Annotated in this window: 17 protein-coding genes and 1 riboswitch; all 17 genes read right to left on the minus strand. The window is 44.2% G+C overall.

Translation table 11 applies throughout. The features are described from left to right. Positions 1-26 precede the first annotated feature (26 nt). Positions 27-1,652 carry a thiamine pyrophosphate-dependent enzyme gene (locus EIZ39_RS17725; RefSeq protein WP_129201583.1) on the minus strand — a complete coding sequence of 542 codons (1,626 nt, stop codon included), beginning with the start codon at positions 1,650-1,652 and terminating at the stop codon, positions 27-29. Positions 1,653-1,654: 2 nt separating this feature from the next. Further along, a complete protein-coding gene (gene gabT / locus EIZ39_RS17730) occupies positions 1,655-2,998 on the minus strand; it encodes a 4-aminobutyrate--2-oxoglutarate transaminase (RefSeq protein ID WP_129201429.1) in 1,344 nt (447 codons plus the stop codon). 72 nt (positions 2,999-3,070) lie between these two features. Then, entirely contained in the window at positions 3,071-4,120 is a 1,050-nt protein-coding gene (locus tag EIZ39_RS17735; RefSeq protein WP_164985156.1) for a TAXI family TRAP transporter solute-binding subunit, read from the minus strand. Between the two features lie 22 nt (positions 4,121-4,142). Then, positions 4,143-6,020 carry a TRAP transporter permease gene (locus EIZ39_RS17740; protein WP_129201431.1) on the minus strand — a complete coding sequence of 626 codons (1,878 nt, stop codon included), beginning with the start codon at positions 6,018-6,020 and terminating at the stop codon, positions 4,143-4,145. A gap of 38 nt (positions 6,021-6,058) precedes the next feature. Continuing rightward, positions 6,059-6,826 carry an IclR family transcriptional regulator gene (locus tag EIZ39_RS17745; protein WP_129201432.1) on the minus strand — a complete coding sequence of 256 codons (768 nt, stop codon included), beginning with the start codon at positions 6,824-6,826 and terminating at the stop codon, positions 6,059-6,061. Between the two features lie 175 nt (positions 6,827-7,001). Then, a complete protein-coding gene (locus tag EIZ39_RS17750) occupies positions 7,002-7,727 on the minus strand; it encodes a FixH family protein (protein ID WP_164985157.1) in 726 nt (241 codons plus the stop codon). A 181-nt stretch (positions 7,728-7,908) separates the two neighbouring features. Then, entirely contained in the window at positions 7,909-8,331 is a 423-nt protein-coding gene (locus EIZ39_RS17755) for a universal stress protein (protein ID WP_164985158.1), read from the minus strand. Between the two features lies 1 nt (position 8,332). Then, positions 8,333-9,259 (minus strand): LD-carboxypeptidase, encoded by a 927-nt coding sequence (locus EIZ39_RS17760; RefSeq protein WP_205668580.1) that lies wholly within the window; start codon positions 9,257-9,259, stop codon positions 8,333-8,335. A 14-nt stretch (positions 9,260-9,273) separates the two neighbouring features. Further along, the gene (locus EIZ39_RS17765) at positions 9,274-9,468 is read right to left on the minus strand and encodes a hypothetical protein (RefSeq protein WP_129201435.1); all 195 of its coding nucleotides are present in this window, start codon (positions 9,466-9,468) and stop codon (positions 9,274-9,276) included. A gap of 231 nt (positions 9,469-9,699) precedes the next feature. Beyond that, positions 9,700-9,861: riboswitch (cyclic di-AMP (ydaO/yuaA leader) on the minus strand. Between the two features lie 111 nt (positions 9,862-9,972). Further along, entirely contained in the window at positions 9,973-11,481 is a 1,509-nt protein-coding gene (locus tag EIZ39_RS17770; protein ID WP_129201436.1) for a leucyl aminopeptidase, read from the minus strand. A 669-nt stretch (positions 11,482-12,150) separates the two neighbouring features. Continuing rightward, positions 12,151-12,300 (minus strand): YtzI protein, encoded by a 150-nt coding sequence (gene ytzI, locus EIZ39_RS17775; protein ID WP_129201437.1) that lies wholly within the window; start codon positions 12,298-12,300, stop codon positions 12,151-12,153. Positions 12,301-12,327: 27 nt separating this feature from the next. Continuing rightward, the gene (locus EIZ39_RS17780; RefSeq protein WP_129201438.1) at positions 12,328-13,269 is read right to left on the minus strand and encodes a cation diffusion facilitator family transporter; all 942 of its coding nucleotides are present in this window, start codon (positions 13,267-13,269) and stop codon (positions 12,328-12,330) included. A gap of 11 nt (positions 13,270-13,280) precedes the next feature. Next, positions 13,281-13,589 (minus strand): ArsR/SmtB family transcription factor, encoded by a 309-nt coding sequence (locus EIZ39_RS17785; protein ID WP_129201439.1) that lies wholly within the window; start codon positions 13,587-13,589, stop codon positions 13,281-13,283. A 154-nt stretch (positions 13,590-13,743) separates the two neighbouring features. Further along, positions 13,744-13,989, minus strand: a complete 246-nt coding sequence (locus tag EIZ39_RS17790) for a glutaredoxin family protein (RefSeq protein WP_129201440.1) — start codon at positions 13,987-13,989, stop codon at positions 13,744-13,746. A 134-nt stretch (positions 13,990-14,123) separates the two neighbouring features. Next, positions 14,124-15,620, minus strand: a complete 1,497-nt coding sequence (gene glpK / locus EIZ39_RS17795; RefSeq protein WP_129201441.1) for a glycerol kinase GlpK — start codon at positions 15,618-15,620, stop codon at positions 14,124-14,126. A gap of 108 nt (positions 15,621-15,728) precedes the next feature. After that, a complete protein-coding gene (gene hutI / locus EIZ39_RS17800) occupies positions 15,729-17,003 on the minus strand; it encodes an imidazolonepropionase (protein ID WP_129201442.1) in 1,275 nt (424 codons plus the stop codon). After that, positions 16,996-18,669, minus strand: a complete 1,674-nt coding sequence (hutU, locus tag EIZ39_RS17805; protein WP_129201443.1) for a urocanate hydratase — start codon at positions 18,667-18,669, stop codon at positions 16,996-16,998. The genes hutI and hutU overlap by 8 nt, the downstream gene beginning before the upstream one ends. Positions 18,670-18,749 lie beyond the last annotated feature (80 nt).

Here is an 18,749-nt window from a genome sequence, read left to right on the forward strand (position 1 = left end):
TCCCAGGGCTGCAAACTTGTACTTTATTATCGAACAACTTGGCTAACGGATAGAATATTAGGATCGGTTTGAACCTCGATTAAGGCTGGTTTGCCGCTATCTATCGCCCGTTGCAAAGCAGGAACGAATTCTGCGTTACTCTTCACGGTTTCACCATGACAACCAAACAAACGAGCTAGCGCTGCATAATCTGGATTGCTGAGTTCCGTGGCCACTACTCGACCAGGAAAATGCTTCTCTTGATGTGCTCGAATGGTTCCGTACATATTGTTGTTCACTACAATTGTGATGACCGGTACGTTATAACGTGCTGCCGTTTCAAGCTCCTGCATCGTCATCATGAAACCCCCATCTCCCGCGAAGGCAATGACGGTACTATCAGGGCTTGCAATCTTAGCCCCAATGGCCCCAGGAAGTCCGTAACCCATCGCACCTGAAGTAGGTCCAATATAGGATTTCTCCTTTTTGAAAGGATAGAAACGACATACCCAGCCGAAGAAATTACCCGCATCACTTGTAATCACCGTGTTTTCGGGAACACGAGGAATAAGATCATGGATGACCCCTTCCATATCCGTATATTCTTCATTATAATAAGGTCTCGCTGTAGCAAACGTCTCATAATGATCTCGTGCTTTTGCAATTCTCTCTACACGGCTCTCTGGAACGACCGCACCTTCATGCTTTAACGCCTCCACTAAAAAGGCTTTGGCATCAGACACAATCGCAACTTCAGGTGCATAGACTTTTCCAATTTCATTCGAGGAAATGTCGACATGAATCAACTTGGTATCCTCACGAAGAAGCTCATAGTCTTGCGTACTCACTTGAGAGAATCTCGTCCCTAATGCTAGGATAACATCAGCTTCCTTGATCGCATCCAAGGTTGCCTTACACGGACCAAAACCTAACCATCCGATATAGTTCGGATGTTGATTAGGGAAAGCATCAAATCGACGGAAAGCCGTAACAACCGGGATATTAAATTTTTCTGCAAACTGAACGAGCTCTGAAGTAGAACCGGAAAGAGTGACTCCACCACCGGCGATCAAAACAGGTCTTTCTGCTGATGCAAGCAATTCAAGTGATTGTTTCACCAACGCTGCATCCACACCCGGTACCGAAATAGAATACGGCTTACGAACTTGAATATCGACAACATCCTCTAACATATCATGAGGAAGACCAACGACTACAGGTCCCGGTCTACCTGATTGAGCTACAGCAAAAGCGCGGTGCATGATCTCTGGGATGCGGTTGGCATCATCGATTTCTACGGCCCATTTTGCAATGTGACTATAATAACCAGCCAAATCTACTTCTTGGAAAGCTTCTCTCGACTTAAACGGACGCTCTACCTGACCAATTAGTACGACCATAGGGGTAGAATCCTGGTAAGCGGTATGAATACCAATAGATAGGTTAGCGGAACCTACGCCTCGGGTCGCCATACATACCCCAACTTTTCCAGACATCTTGGCATAGCCTTCTGCCATAAAGGATGCCCCGCCTTCATGACGGGCCGAGATCACTCGAACATTCGTATCATATAGCGCATCCAAGACACCTAAGTAGCTTTCCCCTGGTACGCAAAATACGCTTTCGACCCCTTCTGCTACCATTACCTCAACAATTGCTTTACCACCTGACATTCTCACTTCACGAACACTCCCTTCTCACATTCCTGGACCACATCGTTAAATATCTGAAGACCTTCTTCTAGCTGCTCATCTGTAATGACGAGCGGTGTAAGGAAACGTATCACATTGCCATACCAACCTGCAGTGAGAACGATGAGTCCACGCTCCAAGCACATCTTCGCAATTCGTTGCGGTAATTCAGCATCCGGTTCCTTCGTAGAACGATCCCGAACAAACTCAACAGCACACATGGCACCCAAGCTGCGCACTTCTCCAATGGAAGGACAAGTATCCGCAAGCCTCTCTAGGTTTTCACTAATTCTTCGACCGATGACCTGAGCACGGTCTAACAAATTTTCCTCTTTCATCATTTCAATAACAGCCAGAGCCGCTGCACAAGCGAGAGGGCTTCCCCCCAGCGTACCGCCAAGCTCCTTTTTCTTTAGCGAATCCATAATATCCGCACGACCCGTAACAGCACTCAATGGAACACCTGCTGCTAAAGATTTTGACATAACGATGAGATCAGGCTCAATATCGAAATGCTCAACAGCAAACATTTTTCCAGTTCGTCCGAACCCCGTTTGGATCTCATCCGCAATAAACAAAATACCATGTTCTTCACAGATCCGCTTTACTCCCTGTACAAACTCCTTCGAAGGGATAACGAACCCGCCTTCCCCCTGAACCGGCTCCATAATGACAGCTGCAATATCTTCCGGTGCAATCTCCATACTAAATAGACGTTCAAATTGTCGAAGAGCTTCACGATCGGCTTCTGGTCTAGGATTCTCTTCACGGTAGTAGTAGGGATATGGCATCCGATACGTATCCGTAGCTAGTGGCCCAAACCCGAATTTATAAGGTTTCACTTTACTTGTTAGGGTCATGGTTAAATGAGTTCGTCCATGAAACCCTCGATCGAAGGATACAATTCCTCTTCTTCCCGTATAGTAGCGAGCGATTTTTACCGCATTTTCTACGCCTTCTGCTCCACTATTAAATAACGCCGTTTTCTTCGGACTGCTTCCTGGTACTAGCTCATTCAATTGTTGAGCGAGCTTGATATAAGATTCGTACATGACAACATGAAAGCTGGTATGTATAAAAGAATCTAACTGTTCTTTAACGGATTCTACTACTTTAGGCGGTCTATGCCCCACGTTCAAGGCACCAATGGCACCAGCAAAATCAATATAGGTGTTCCCGTCTATATCGGTGAGTAAAGCCCCATCAGCTTTCTTGGCAAAGATCGAAGTCGTATTCGCTAAAGCTTGTGGTACAGCCTGCTCACGCTCAATCTTAAGCTGCTCAGATCTTGGGCCAGGAACCGAGCCTGTAAGTACTATCTCTCCCATGCTTAAAGCACCTCTTTCTCTATTGAGAAGAGAAGCACGGATTGGATCCCGTGCATCTCCCCATTATATATGTTATTTTATAGCACCTTTTTCTTTTAGGTACTTCTCCGCACCTGGATGCAACGGAATCGGCATACCATCCATAGCGCTGTTCAACTCAATGCTGTCGCCTTTAGGGTGAACAGCGGTGATTTCTGCTTTCTTTTCGAAGATCGTTTTTGTTAATGTGTAAACCAATTCTTCAGACAATCCTGCATGGGTTGCTAACATAACCTTTGCACCGGCTGTCGGAATGTCTACATCAATGCCCTTATAGGTTCCCTTAGGAATGATGACGGTGTTCGAGAAATAAGGATACTTTGAAACGAGTGACTTGACTTTATCTTCATCAATTGGAAGAATAACAACTTCATGCTGGGCTGTAATATCAATTACCGCAGAGTTTGGAATACCAGAATCAATCATTACTGCGTCAATTTGGCCGTCTTTCAACATGTTAACCCCTTCAGAATAACCAACAAATTGTGGTTTGATATCCTGTAAAGACAACCCATACTCAGCAAGGACTAATTCCATATTAAGTGCGGAAGAGCTTCCTTGAATCCCTACGGCTACTGTTTTTCCTTTGAGATCGGCATAGGATTGAATACCAGAATTTTTCATAACTACAGTTTGCATCAAGTTAGCATAGAGAGATGTAATCCCGCGAAGGTTTTCAAATTTGGAATCTTTAAACATTTCGATCCCTTCATAGCCATAGTAAGCAATACCCGTTTCCGTAAATCCAATTTCAGCGTTCTCTTGTCCTAATAAACGAACATTCTCATTAGAGCCCCCTGTTGACTCAACACTAGCATTTACACCAATGCCTGCATCATTCAGAGCTTTTCCAATTCCTCCACCAAGTGGATAGTAGGTGCCGCTCGTTCCTCCTGTTACGATAGAGATTGCTTGTTTAGTCCCACCAGATGAGCTTTCTGCAGGCTTTGCAGTTTCAGCTGGTTTTGCGCCTTCTGTAGTGCTGGAAGCCTGTTGGTTTCCACCACCTCCACAAGCAGTACCTAGCATAGTAAGTGCGACAATCGTAGATAGTACCATTCCTTTTTTCCACATCTTCATCATCTTCATAATCCCCCTAGACTGTTTAGTTTGCTTGCTCTATGTTAATCTGCGTTGTCTGTTTGGACGTTTTCCATTGCCATACAAAGATCGATACTAAAGCGATAGCTCCAACCACATCAGTCACGTGTTCCGGAGTTAGTAAGCATGCACCGGAAAGCAGAAGAATGAGACGTTCCACTTTGGTAGTGATTCGCAGTAGATAGCCTTGGATGGCAGCGGCTAAAGCAATAACAGCAAGTATGGCAGTTATTGTAGCAATGACAATATCACTTGTTTCCCCTACCCATAGTAAAGATGGGAAATAAACAAACATATAAGGAACGATAAAGCCGATAATTGCGATTTTCATTGTTGTCATACCGGTCTTCATCGGGGAAGCATTGGCTATACCTGCTCCTGCATAGGAAGCGAGGGCAACCGGTGGAGTAATATCAGCAAATACTCCAAAATATAGAATGAACATATGTGCTGCGATTAACGGGATACCCAGCTGTACTAAAGCTGGAGCGGTAAGAACGGATAACACGATATAGGTCGCTGTCGTCGGTAACGACATCCCTAGAATAATGGAAGCGATCATACTTAAAAATAACCCTAAGAACAAATGTCCATCAGCAATTGAAATAATGAAGTCTGTAAACTTCAAGCCTAACCCTGTAAGAGATACAGTTCCAACGATCATCCCAGCACATGCGGTAGCCGTAATAATACTAATGGATAATTCTGCGCCTTCCTTACAGGCCTCAAATATCTTTTTAATCCCCATTCTAGTAGAAGCCCTAATCATACTGACGGCAATTAAGCTGAAGATAGCAACGTATGCTGCCTTTGTTGGGCTTGAACCAGCCGCCAAGACCGCAACCACCATAACTAGTGGAAGAATAAATTGCCCACCCGTTAGTAAGGTTTGTTTAACATTAGGAATGTCTTCCTTCGCCATTCCTTCCAGACCTGTCCTTGAGGCTTCAAAGTGAACATTCATGTACAAGCTTATGTAATAAAGCAATGCAGGCAAAATGGCTGCCATCGCAATATCCATATAGGGAAGGCCCGTAAGCTCGGCCATGATGAAAGCCGCTGCTCCCATAATGGGTGGCGTGATCTGTCCTCCGGTCGAAGCCGCAGCCTCTACCGCACCTGCAAAATGAGGTTTGTACCCTACTCTTTTCATTAAGGGTATGGTAAAGGTTCCCGTCCCTACAACATTTGCAATGGAACTTCCAGAAATCGTCCCCATAAAACCGCTTGCAAAAATGGCGATCTTTGCAGGTCCTCCCTTGCTTCTACCAGCAAGACTAATAGCTAGATCTATAAAGAACTTCCCTGCACCAGATTTATCAAGGAATGCTCCAAACAAAACAAACAAAAATACGAAAGTTGCCGCTACCCCAAGAGGCACACCGAAGATTCCTTCGGTTGTTAAGTACATTTGGTTTATCACTCGGTCAAACGAATACCCACGGTGATTAAATACACCAGGAATATAATTTCCAAACAACCCGTAAAGAAGGACTACGAGAGTAATAAGAGATAATTCCCATCCAATCGTTCTCCTGGTAGCTTCAAGGATCAGAAGGACCGCTAAGGCACCCATAATCAAATCCATTTGGTTAGGCATTCCCATCCGTGTAATCAACGCGTCAAAAGAAACAATGACGTAAGCGGTTACGATGAAGGAAATAACAGCAAGCCCAATGTCTAAAAATGATAAGCGATCGCTATTTTTCTTCTTACTAGCAGGAAAAAGAATAAAGCAAAGCACTAACGAAAACAAAAGAACAATAGCACGCTGTTTCATAGCTACCAGTGAACCAAAAATAGCAGTATACAGCACGAACAAAGAAAGCATGACCCCAAAGAAAGTAATAATTAGTTTCCAATGTCTAGCATTTCTATTCAATCCCTTTTCACCTCAACTTTAGTTATGATGTAAATCTTTTACCTTCCTTTTATATAGCCTAAATCTCTTGATATGAGATCTGCAGCTTTCTCCGTTTCCTCTAGCAAAATAGGCATACGCTCCTTATTAAAGCGAGATTTCATTCCGCTAATCGTGAGTGAAGCAACGACAGCTCCGGTATGATCCTTAATCGGGAGAGATAATCCTATCGTCTCTAGGGTCTGCTCACCATCACTAATGGAATAGCCATTTTGAAGAATCTTGTCTAACTCTTCCTTCAATCGCTCTGCTGAAGTAATGCTATTTGGCGTCATGGAAACGAACTCCATATTTTCAATAAGTTGTTCCTTCTGTGGATTGTTCATATAGGCCAATAATAGCTTCGAAGCAGAACCGAGGTGGAGCGGTGATCTTTTTCCTACACTGGTAAATAATCGAATGGGCTGCTTACTATCAACCTTCTCAATGTAAACTGCTTCTTCTCCATCAACTACGACTAAGTGAACAGCCTCATCCATAGATTCTGCTAATTGCTTCATAAATGGTAAAGCTACTTTCCGCAACTCGGATTGCTCTAAGACCATATTCCCTAGTTCAAGCAACTTCAGACCGAGACGGTACCTTATGTCCTGTTCTGAATACTTCACCTTGGAAACGAAACCACATGTCTCCAAAGAACTTAGTAAGCGATAGGCAGTCGGTTTTGTCAATTCAGAGAGCTTCGCGATCTCAGCGAGGGATAGTTCAGTTTTATCCGGTGAAAATAAATCAAGTAAGCTTAAAGCTTTAATTACACTTTGGTTCATCTGTTTTTCACCCCAAGACCGTTTCAATATTTGAAATACCATTTCAATAACTGGTTATGTGTTTTATTTTATTTCGAATAGAGCATTATGTCAATATTTTTATTATTTTTAAAAACATTTTATTCATAAACAAAAAACATCAGCACGTTTCTCTCGCGCTGATGTTTTTGGGGCTCTAATTTAAGAGCAGGCTATTCTCCTTGTGCTCATGTAATTCCTCTTTTTCCACATGAGTTACTACTCGATACTCCCCGCTTATCGGAAGGATAACCTCGGCCGCATACTCTCCTGGCTTTTGCTCCATCGCATCGGCGTAGATGTGCTTAGAATCATTGACCTGCCAGTATTCAAACCGCACTACAGCTCCATCCAACGGAGTCCCGTCCTTCTGAATGTGAGCTAGAAAAGTTTGTGGCTGATTAGCTTTGGCCTCCTTATCACCTATAAAGTGAATGTTTACCCCATGATCATGGTGATGATCTTCAGCTTGCTGTTGAGCTTGCTGCTCTGGCTTCTCTTCTCCCGTTACCACCACTTCCATCGCCTTCATCTCGTGCATATCTCTTGCCGTTACATGATACATTACATAATAAGTGCCGGGTTCATGAAATCTTTCTTGGAAAGAGTAAAGCCCATCGCCCTGATATTGGGCCTGAACCATATCATGCTTTTCCTGACCGTCCTTCCAAATCTCAAATTCCACCTCTTGGGCATCATCCACCCATTCTTCGCCTTGCTTAACGAATACTTGTATCGTGGTAATCTCCCCTGCCTTTACAGGTTCCGGTTGTACTTGGAACTCGACCGTGATGGGTTGAGGAATTTCCGGTTCAGGTGGAGCTTGGTTACAACCTACTAATAACGTAAATACGAATAGACTCGATAATAATAGCTTGTACATATAAAAAGTCCTTTCTATGATGGCTTGATACCATAATCTATCGTACCTCATTCTTTACAAATATAAAATGACCCGAGTGGGCCATTTTATATTCTATAAAGTAGACTTCTTTAAGTTAAAGTATCGAAAAAAATAAGAAGCTGATCCCCGTGTTGGTTTACCCAATCTTAGGGACAGCCTCTTATTTTACAATCATGACGGGACAATGAGCTTCGTGTAGTACTCTCTGACTTACACTCCCCATGATGACTTCAGACAATCTTCCTAAACCTCTGCTTCCGATAATAATGACTTGAGAGCCTTCCCGTTTAGCTTGGTTCACGATTTCTGAAGCAGGATCTCCCCATGCAACTTCCAAGCGATAATCAATCCCTTGCTCTTGGAATTGTTTCTCTGTCTGCTTTAGCGCATCATGCGCCTGATCTTCAAGAATACTTAGCACATTAAAATTCGATTCAAATAATTTCTCCCGTGGAGGGATCTTCGAGCTTACATGGATTAAAGTCACTTCTGATTGAGGAATACTCCCTGCGAGAAACAAGGTCTGTTCTACTGCCCGATTAGCATGTTCAGAACCATCCGTTGCGAGTAAGATCTTATACACCTTAAACCACACCTCCTTCTAGGAATTCCACCCATCCTTCTGTCGCGTTCATTCGAGCTCGGACACCGATAGGCAAAGTTAGATTGGGCTGGCAATGACCAGACTTCAATCCATAGTACGAAGGAATTCCAAGAGGCTTGATGATATCATGAAGCACTTGTTCTAAGGACAGAGATGGATCATACTGCTTCGGTTCCGCCTCGCTAAAATCCGTAAACAAAAGTCCCTTTGCCTGTTGCAGTTTTCCTGCTAATCTAAGCTGGGTTAACATCCGGTCTATGGAATAAGGTTCTTCTCCAATATCTTCAATAAAGAAGATCTTATCTTTCGTATCCACTTCAAACGCTGTACCTAACGTAGCAACTAGAAGACAGAGATTCCCTCCTACAAGTCTCCCCTCTGCTGTTCCTTCGTTGATCGTATACTGGAACATGTCTGTTGGATATCTCATCGCAAGATCGGGTTGCGACAAGTGATGGAAAAGAGTAGGCCACGTCCGAGAATCGGGTTCATCAGCGAGCTCTGCAATCATCGGTCCATGAAAGGTAACCAAACCCGTGTGGCGATGAATCGCTGTATGTAAGGCTGTAATGTCACTATAGCCGATGAAAGGTTTTGGATTTCGCTTAATTAAATCATAGTCAAGCATCTCTAAGATTCTAGGCGTTCCGTATCCTCCACGCAAGCACATAATAGCATCCACTTCAGGATCTGCAAACATCTGGTTGATATCATGGGCTCGTACTGGATCACTGCCAGCTAGGTATCCATACTCCTGTCCAAGTGTCTGACCAAGCTTTAGCTGATAACCGAATTCCTTGAAGATGCTTAAGGACTTCTTCATTTTCTCCTGGGGAACCGGGCTCGAAGGAGCAATCACTCCAATCGTGTCCCCAGGTTGAATTGCCTTTGGCTTAATGATTATCATTGTTTACTATCTCCTTAGATTCTCCGGATGCTCTTTATTTGTACATCCGTCACCGTGTTAATCTCACCTGTTGTCAGCGTAATCTCCGCCATACAACGATCAGGGCTCAACCAGCTTAGGACACCTCGAATCTTCCCACTTGTCTTGGTTTGAATCTCGATTTGTTGACCTAAACTTTCCTGAAGCTGTCTTCTCATTTCCTCATTCATCGGAAAGCCTCCCCCATTCACTCTCAAGTTTGTTATACAGATCGCACATCAAAATGGGGATTTGTGATCTGTTCATTAAGTTCAAAAATAAAAAACCACGGGAAGAGGACGCTCTTCTCGTGGCTTCTCGAGCACACCATCGTAGACTTAGAGTAATCCCCCAAGTTTACTTGTCCTGTTCCATAGATAAAGAAACAGAACAAAAATACTGTGCATTCGGTTCACGACACGGTTGCCTCTCTCTGTACGCTTGCGAAGTTAGCTGACGGATTCGGGTATGAGAGTAACCCTACTTGATACATGAATCAAGATTCACCCCATGTGAAGCAAAAAAAGTGTTGCCAACACAAATGGTTCCCCCGCTCCTTAAAAAGGATTCAGCGTTAAAGACAATTTTTAAGTTTATTGGAAACAATAATACTCCTGCCCGAAATGATTGTAAAGGTTAAAATTCACGCAAGAAATCGCTTTCTTAGGGCTATATTGCTGTTTTGCATGATCTTTCTAGTTTGCGTGATATCGAATAGCTAATTGGAGCAAGGTTCGTACCGCAACTCCAGTCGCACCTGCTGGATGATGTCCTTTATCCTTCTTCGTCGTTGCCGTTCCTGCAATATCCAAATGCACCCATGGCGTGTCACCAGCAAAAGCCCCGATAAAGATGGCTCCCTGAATACATCCGGCAGGTCTTCCTGCATCATTCTTGATGTCAGCAATATCACTTTCAATATACTCTTGATATTCTTCAAAGTTTGGCAACTGCCAGACCTTTTCCCCTGCAATCCTTGCTGCTTCTTTTACATCATTGGCCCAGCTCTCATGATTGGTAATTAATCCGGTTGCCTCATATCCCAATGCTGTAATCACAGCTCCTGTTAAAGTCGCTACATCAACGAGCTTAGTTGCTCCTAGATGCTTAGCATAAGCCACACCATCAGCTAGAATTAAACGTCCCTCTGCATCGGTATGGATAATCTCTATGGTCTTTCCGCTGAAAGAGGTAATCACATCTCCAGGCTTGAGATTATTTCCTGATATCATGTTCTCACAAGTAGGTACTACGGCAATGATATTCACGTGGGGACGAAGTGTCCCAATCGCATCCATTGCTGCAATCACAGCTGCGGCACCAGCCATGTCTGTCTTCATTTCACCCATACCTTCGTCAGGCTTAACCTGAATTCCACCGGTATCAAAGGTAATACCCTTCCCTACTAGTCCAATGATCTCCTTGTTATCGGCTGCACCCATATACTTCATTACAATCATCTTCGGTTCATTTGCACTAGCTTGTCCAACACCAAGCAGTGCGCCCATCCCTAGCTCTTCCAAGTCATTCTTATGTAAAATGGTAATATCTAAATTCCGCTGATGGGCAACCCGCTTGGCCCGCTCCGCTAAAACCGCTGGTGTTACTTTGTTTCCTGGTTCGTTCACGAGATCACGGGCTAAATTCGTTGCAAGAGAAGCTGCTTCTGCTCGCTCAATCCCCGCTTGGATCGCTTCCTGTCTGAGCTCGCGGTCTACGACAAGTACCAAATCCTCCATTTTCTGCTCACGTTCTTCTCTTTGCTTATAACCATTAAATTGATACGTTCCGAGGTTAACCCCTTCCACTACCCCTTGAATAATATCTACAGGATTCCAGAGGTTCTTCTCTACATAATAATGAGAAACACCAAAAGTAATATTCTTTAAACCCTTTGCTTTGGCATGCCTTGCCGCGATCCCCATTGCGTCACGCACTTTTTGTACCGTAAGCTTTTCTTCTTTACCGAGCCCCAAAACAAGGGTTCTTCTAGCCGGGATCTTTCCCCAATTATGTAGGAGCGTCACTTCCCCGAACTTGCCCTTAATCTCTTTTTCAGCAATCAACTGGGAGATTCGATGCTCAAGAGCTTCATCTACAACTTTCGTATAACCTTTAACATTATCTTGTCCTTCACAATAGGTGACAATTAAACAATCCGTAGCTATAGAAGAAATCTGTTCGGTTGATATTTTGACGTTCATATCCGAGCCTCCTTAAAGCATAAATGGTATATAAATTCCAAACAATTCCATTATACACTAACAAGGCATCCTCTGTAATAAAAATCCCCTCCAGCATATTTTTAGCGGAAGGGGTATATCAAATTACCACTTTAAAGTTTTAGCTAAGCGAGCAAGTTTTTGTTGAGCCAATCTTTGAGCTTTAGGACCAAAGAAATAATTTAGCATGCTCATGCGCCTCCGTTCGTTGAACTCATCTTCTTCTTGATTTTATTTTATTACGCTGGCGACAAAAATACAATGGTATTTTGTATTTGGTATACCAAAGTTTTGTTTTTGGTCACATTTGCGTTCACAAAGGATTCACAATAGAAAGCTACAAGGAGGGGCTCTCAACTGCCTGGGCTGTGGGTGGGAAGCCCAGACGGGGGCTCTCACCTACCTGTTTTGTGTAGGGGCGGAATAAGCGGAGATTTTTCCGTTAAGTGGTTGTTTGGGCTATTTCAGCCGAAAATAAGCGAAAAAATTTCCGTTAATGGTTTAAAAGTAGCTCATTTTTAAGATTTTGAGACCAATAGGCGGAATTCGTTCCGCTATTTTGACCGTTTTTGTTCGCATGGTGTAAATAGCGGAAGTTTCTCCGGTTACATTGCCTTTTCAATTCCAACAAAAAAACCGGAAATGCTCCGGTTATTTTTGTTCCTCCTGCTGACTCTTTTCTTCTGGTGTCTGATCAATCGTATGCTTATAGGAATATCCACTATTGATATACCATACCGCAAGTCCAATCATCCCGATACACATTAAGATAACTAATACCATTACTATAGATATAGACATGTTACTCACTCCAGATGGTTATTCTTGTTACACTTGCATCTCTGCATGTTGTAGCTGTGATTTCTCCACTTGGATTGTCGTGTGCATTATTTTAAATCTCTCTTCGATCTTATTAATCGCCTGCTGTAAGATCTCCTGACTATCCTTGTCGTCTTCAATCAACAAGTGGCAGCTCAACGAATCTAATCCTGATGTAATGGTCCAGATGTGAAGATCATGTACATCCAAAACACCTTCGATGGATTCCAACGCTTCCTTCACCTCTGCCTGGTCGACCGTGATAGGTGTACCTTCCATAAGGATATGAATCGTATGCTTGATGACTCCCCATGCACTTCGCAAGATTAATATAGAAACAATAACGCTAATTATGGGATCTGCCAAGTACCAGCTGAAGAAATACATAACAAAACCAGCTAAAATGGCCCCGACCGAACCAAGAGCATCCCCTAATACGTGAAGATAAGCACTACGCAGATTCACATTGTTCTTTACATCCCCCTTACGCATAAGGGCCCATGCACTAAGTAAATTTGCTAATAATCCTACCGCTGCGATAGCCATCATCGCCCCACTCGCTACGACTGGAGGCTCAAGGAAACGATGATAAGCTTCCCATACGATAAAACCAGCTATTATAAAAAGGGTAACTCCATTAAATAAGGCCGCTAAAATCTCAAATCGATAATAACCATACGTTTTGTTCGGTGACGCTGGCCTCGACGCGAACCATATCGCAAATAAACTTAAGGCCAAGGAACTTGCATCACTAAGCATATGTCCGGAATCAGATAATAGGGCCAGACTATTGGTAATAAGTCCACCGAAGAACTCCAATAACATAATACTTGTCGTTATTACTAAAGCAATAGTAAGTCCCTTTTTATTTCCTTCACGTGATATCTCATGATGGTGATGACAATGGCCATGCCCATGATGGTGATCGTGATGGTGGTCATGGTGATGCATACTAATCCCCTCTATTCATGCATAATGTGATGAACCATTTGCTTCAGTATCGTAATGACATGTTCATCATCAATGGAATAATAAAATGTCTGTCCCTCTCTCCTATATTTGACCAAACGCAAATTTCTAAGAAAAGAGAGCTGATGAGAAACTCCTGATTGGGTCATGTTTAATACCTCTGTAATGTGTCCTACGGAACACTCTTCTTGCGACAGAAGATGTAATATCTTTATGCGTGTAGGATCAGAAAGGGCCTTGAAAGTAAGTGCTACCTTATCTATCGTTTCTTGTGTTAGAAAATCATGCTGTGCTTTCTCCATATAATCTACTTCACCTCAACCCTATGTAACAATATATGAGCATCTGTTCATATATTATAACCTAATAGTAAAAAAATCAATCTATTTTTATAAAAATAAATGGAGGTTCCGGAAATCCTGTCGTCTCCATAGAAAAAAGCTGACGAAATGTTCGTCAGCCTATGCTTTCTTCCGTTAACCCAAGACGCTCTTGCAGTTTTTTCGGCTGGAACCCTAATACTACTCTACCATTAATAAAGGTTGCAGGTGTTCCAAAAATACGTCGCTCTTGCAGCTCCTTAAAATACTGCTCATTATCCGAGACGTTTCTCTCTTCAAAGGGGATCCTCCATTCTCTAAGCTGCTCCTTAACCTCCAGACACTTTATACATCCAGTGCTGGAATAAACAATAACCTCCATTGGTTCTCCCCTCTTTTCCTTATCAACGCACCGTTCTGCTACTTAATTATAATTATTATTAATAAGTTGTCAATACTAATTGATACTGACATGACAAAGCGTGAATTCTGTAAGAATCCACGCTTTGTCCGTTTTTATTTAGTCCGATATCCCATGGTAGCTTGAACGGCACGTTTCCATCCCTCATAAAGCTGATCTCGCTGTTCCTCACCCATAGCTGGTGGGAAGGTCCTCTCGATCACCTTGTTCTGCTCGATGTCCTCTTGACTTTTCCAGTAGCCTACAGCTAGGCCTGCTAAGTATGCAGCTCCAAGCGCCGTCGTTTCACTCACCCTTGGACGCTCTACTTTAGTCCCCAAGATATCTGCTTGGAATTGCATGAGAAAGTTATTTTGAACCGCTCCTCCATCAACCGCAAGCTTCTCTAACTTGATGCCCGCATCCGCCTCCATTGCTTCTAGAACGTCCCTCGTCTGATAAGCCAAAGATTCCAACGCCGCTCTTATAAAGTGATCTTGGCTCGTTCCTCTCGTTAAGCCGAAGACGGCCCCTCTTGCTTCCATGTCCCAATAAGGAGCACCTAACCCAACAAAAGCAGGGACAAAATAGACACCATCCGTACTCTCCACGGCAAGAGCATACTTTTCCGAGTCTGCCGCCTTCTCAATCAGTTTTAGTCCGTCACGAAGCCACTGAACAGCAGCGCCTGCCACGAAGATGCTCCCCTCAAGAGCATACTCTACTTTCCCCCCTACTCCCCAAGCAATTGTGGTAAGGAGTCCATTCTTTGAACGAACGGCCTTCTCTCCTGTATTCATCAGCATGAAACAACCGGTCCCATAGGTATTCTTCGCCATTCCCTCACGAAAGCAAGCTTGCCCGAACAGAGCAGACTGTTGATCTCCTGCTATTCCCGCAATAGGTATGGTCGTGTGGAACAAGGTTTTTGCCGTCTGCCCATAAATTTCACTGGACGGGCGAACCTGAGGGAGCATAGCCTTAGGAACATCCAACAGCTTCAAGAGCTCCTCATCCCACTCTAACGTATGAATATTAAAAAGCAGAGTTCTAGAGGCATTTGAATAGTCCGTGACATGAACAGCTCCATCTGTCAGCTTCCAGATTAACCAAGTATCAATGGTTCCGAATAATAACTCTCCTTTTTCCGCTAACTCCCTCGCTCCTGATACATGATCTAGAATCCACTTCACTTTCGTGCCGGAAAAATACGCATCAACAAGAAGACCGGTCTTTTCACGGATAAGGGGATCATAACCTTGATCCTTTAGCTGATTGCATATATCTATCGACTGGCGACTTTGCCAGACAATGGCGTTATAGATAGGCTTGCCTGTTTTTTTATCCCATACTACCGTGGTTTCGCGCTGGTTCGTAATTCCTATCCCTGCAATTTGATCAGGAAGGATATGATTTTCAATCAACACTTTCTTTAAGACCGCTAACTGAGACTCCCAGATTTCCTCCGCATTATGTTCTACCCAACCTGGCTTAGGGTAAATCTGAGTAAACTCCTTCTGAGCTATTCCTATCACCGCACCTGAGTAATCAAAAAGTATGGCTCTTGAGCTTGTTGTTCCTTGATCTAAAGACAAAATATATTTTCGTTCCATGATCGAGTAACCGCCTCCCCCAGTCTATTGGAAATATTTTACCACAGTTTTGGGCTTTTCTCTTGTTGGGGAGAAGGAGAAGAACTCCCACTACTGACGGTGGGAGTTCTAAATTCGGCGTCCTTCTCTAACTACCACTTTCCCGTTCTTGATGACCGTATCGACGAGATTGACACCGAAGTTATACTGCAAGTATGGATAGTTTGGAGCATCGAAAAGGACGAGATCTGCCTTTTTGCCCGGTTCGAGGCTTCCGATTTCCTTTGCACGGCCAATCGCATGAGCCGCATTTATGGTGGTTGCGACCAGTACCTCGGCCGGCTTCATCCTCATGTTCATGCAAGCTAAATTCATAATGAGCTGCAAGGACTCCGTAGGCGATGAACCTGGGTTTCGATCCGTGGATAAGGCCACAGGTACCCCCGCTTCAATTAAGCCTCTAGCATCAGCGGGTTCTTCTCTTAAGAAGAAAGCGGTCCCAGGCAAGAGCACAGCGATAACCCCTGCTTCTGCTAGCTTACGGATTCCGTTCTTCGATGCTTTTAGCAGATGATCTGCTGACACTGCTCCAACCTTCGCAGCCAGCTCTGCCCCTCCAAAAGATACAATTTCATCGGCATGAATCTTAGGTTTTAAGCCATACTTCTTCCCCGCTTCAAGAATCTGTTCCGATTGCTCAACAGTAAATACGCCCTTCTCACAGAACACGTCACAGAATTCCGCTAATCCTTCACCTGCCACACGAGGAAGCATCTCTTCTATGACCAATCGTACGTATTCATCTGGGCAATCTTTATATTCACGAGGGATAGCATGCGCCCCCATAAAAGTCGAAACTAGGTCAACGGGATGATGTTCTTGCAAAAGTCTAGCCACCCTGAGCTGCTTCAACTCATCCTCCACCGTTAAGCCATAACCGCTTTTCGCTTCTACTGTCGTTACCCCATAAAGTAGAAAGCGATCTAGCCTTTTACTTGTTTCTTCTATTAGTATTTCTTGCGTTACCGCCCGTGTCGCGTCCGTGGTAGAAAGGATGCCTCCTCCCTGCTTTAAAATATCCATGTAGGTTACACCCTGCAGACGCCATTCCAGTTCTCGCTCTCGACTACCTGCAAACACGATATGAGTATGCGGATCAATTAACCCGGGTGTCACAATCTTTCCCGTGGCATCCAAGATGGTAAATGAGCTTCCTCTGGATTTGGCTTCTTGTTCCGCTTGATCGTCCTTGCCGACGAAGATAATTCGATCATTCTCCAGAACAACCCCGCCACCCTCTATCAGATTGATCTCTGACATTTTGGATCCAGTTTTCGGCTGGTTAGTAGCTCCACTCATCGTAATAACTTGATTGGCATTTTTTATATAGATGACTTCACCCATGAAACTCACCTTTATCATCTAGCATGGGCATTTGAATACCTTTATTTTTAGCCGCCTGGATGGCTAGATCATAGCCCGCATCAGCATGGCGTACAATCCCCATCCCCGGATCCGTCGTCAGAACGCGCTCAAGCCTTTTCCCCGCCTCCTCTGTACCATCTGCCACGACCACCATCCCGGCATGTAAAGAATACCCCATTCCTACTCCTCCCCCATGATGGAAGGAAACCCAGCTCGCTCCCGCTGCCGTATTGACTAGGGCGTTTAGAATAGGCCAATCGGCTATGGCATCGCTTCCATCTTGCATCGCTTCCGTCTCACGATTGGGGGAGGCTACGGAGCCTGCATCCAAGTGATCACGGCCAATCACAATCGGAGCGCTTAATTCCCCGCTCGCCACCATGTCGTTGATGATTTTTCCGAACTTGGCACGCTCGCCGTAGCCTAACCAGCATATTCTAGCGGGAAGACCTTGAAAAGCAATCCGCTTTTGAGCCATCCGAATCCAGTGACAAAGATGCCTATTATCCGAAAACTCTCTTAAAATCACTTCATCTGTCTTATAAATATCCTGTGGATCGCCGGATAAGGCTACCCATCGAAAAGGACCCTTTCCTTCACAAAACTGAGGGCGAATATAAGCAGGGACAAATCCAGGAAAACTAAAAGCCTTTTCTACCCCTTCATCATAAGCCACTTGCCGAATGTTATTCCCATAGTCAAAAGCTATTGCTCCTCTATTCTTCATTTCCAAAATAGCCCTCACGTGATCGGCCATGCTTGCTTTAGACCGCTTCATATATTCGTCCGGCTCGGACTCGCGGAGCTTCGTTCCTTCCTCTAAGGTCACCCCTGCTGGCAGATACCCATGAAGAGGATCATGTGCTGACGTCTGGTCTGTAATAATATCCGGGATGAAGTTGCTCCTCAGCATCTCTGGAAGAATCTCAGCCGCATTGCCTATCAAGCCAATCGACAGAGGTCTTTTCTGTGCTTTCGCCTCAGTAGCCAGCACGATGGCATCATCTAGGGAATCCACCATAATATCACAGTATCTTGTTGCGATTCGTTTTTCAATCCGTGTCCTGTCCACTTCAATTCCTATTAAAATTCCATCATTCATCGTGACCGCTAAAGGTTGCGCTCCTCCCATGCCGCCTAGTCCGGCGGTTACCGTAATGGTCCCTTTCAGCGTCCCTGCGAAATGCTGTCTCGCACACTCAGCAAAAGTCTCGTATGTTCCCTGGACAATCCCCTGACTTCCAATATAAATCCAGCTTCCCGCCGTCATTTGCCCGAACATGATTAAGCCTTTTCGATCTAACTCATGGAACGTTTCCCAATTCGCCCAGGCTGGGACCAGATTGGAGTTAGCCAGGAGCACTCGCGGGGCGTCCTTATGCGTCTTGAAGACGGCTACAGGCTTTCCCGATTGAATGAGTAAGGTCTCTTCTTCTTTCAGATTCAATAGCGCTTCTACAATCCGATCGAATGCCGTCCAGTTCCTTGCCGCTTTTCCGATGCCACCATAGACGACAAGCTGCTGTGGATGTTCAGCGACCTCCTCATCTAGATTATTTAATAACATCCGCAGGGCAGCTTCTTGAATCCACCCTTTGGCATTTAATTGGGTACCTCTTGGAGCACGAATGGGCTTTCCTCTCATCTGGATCTCCCCTTTCAAAGCTTCCTACTTTACTATCTTACGATCAGAGACGAGCTGTTTATGTTATAGGGAAAATAAGT

This window comes from Ammoniphilus sp. CFH 90114 (genome assembly GCF_004123195.1).
Classification (GTDB): Bacteria; Bacillota; Bacilli; order Aneurinibacillales; family RAOX-1; genus YIM-78166.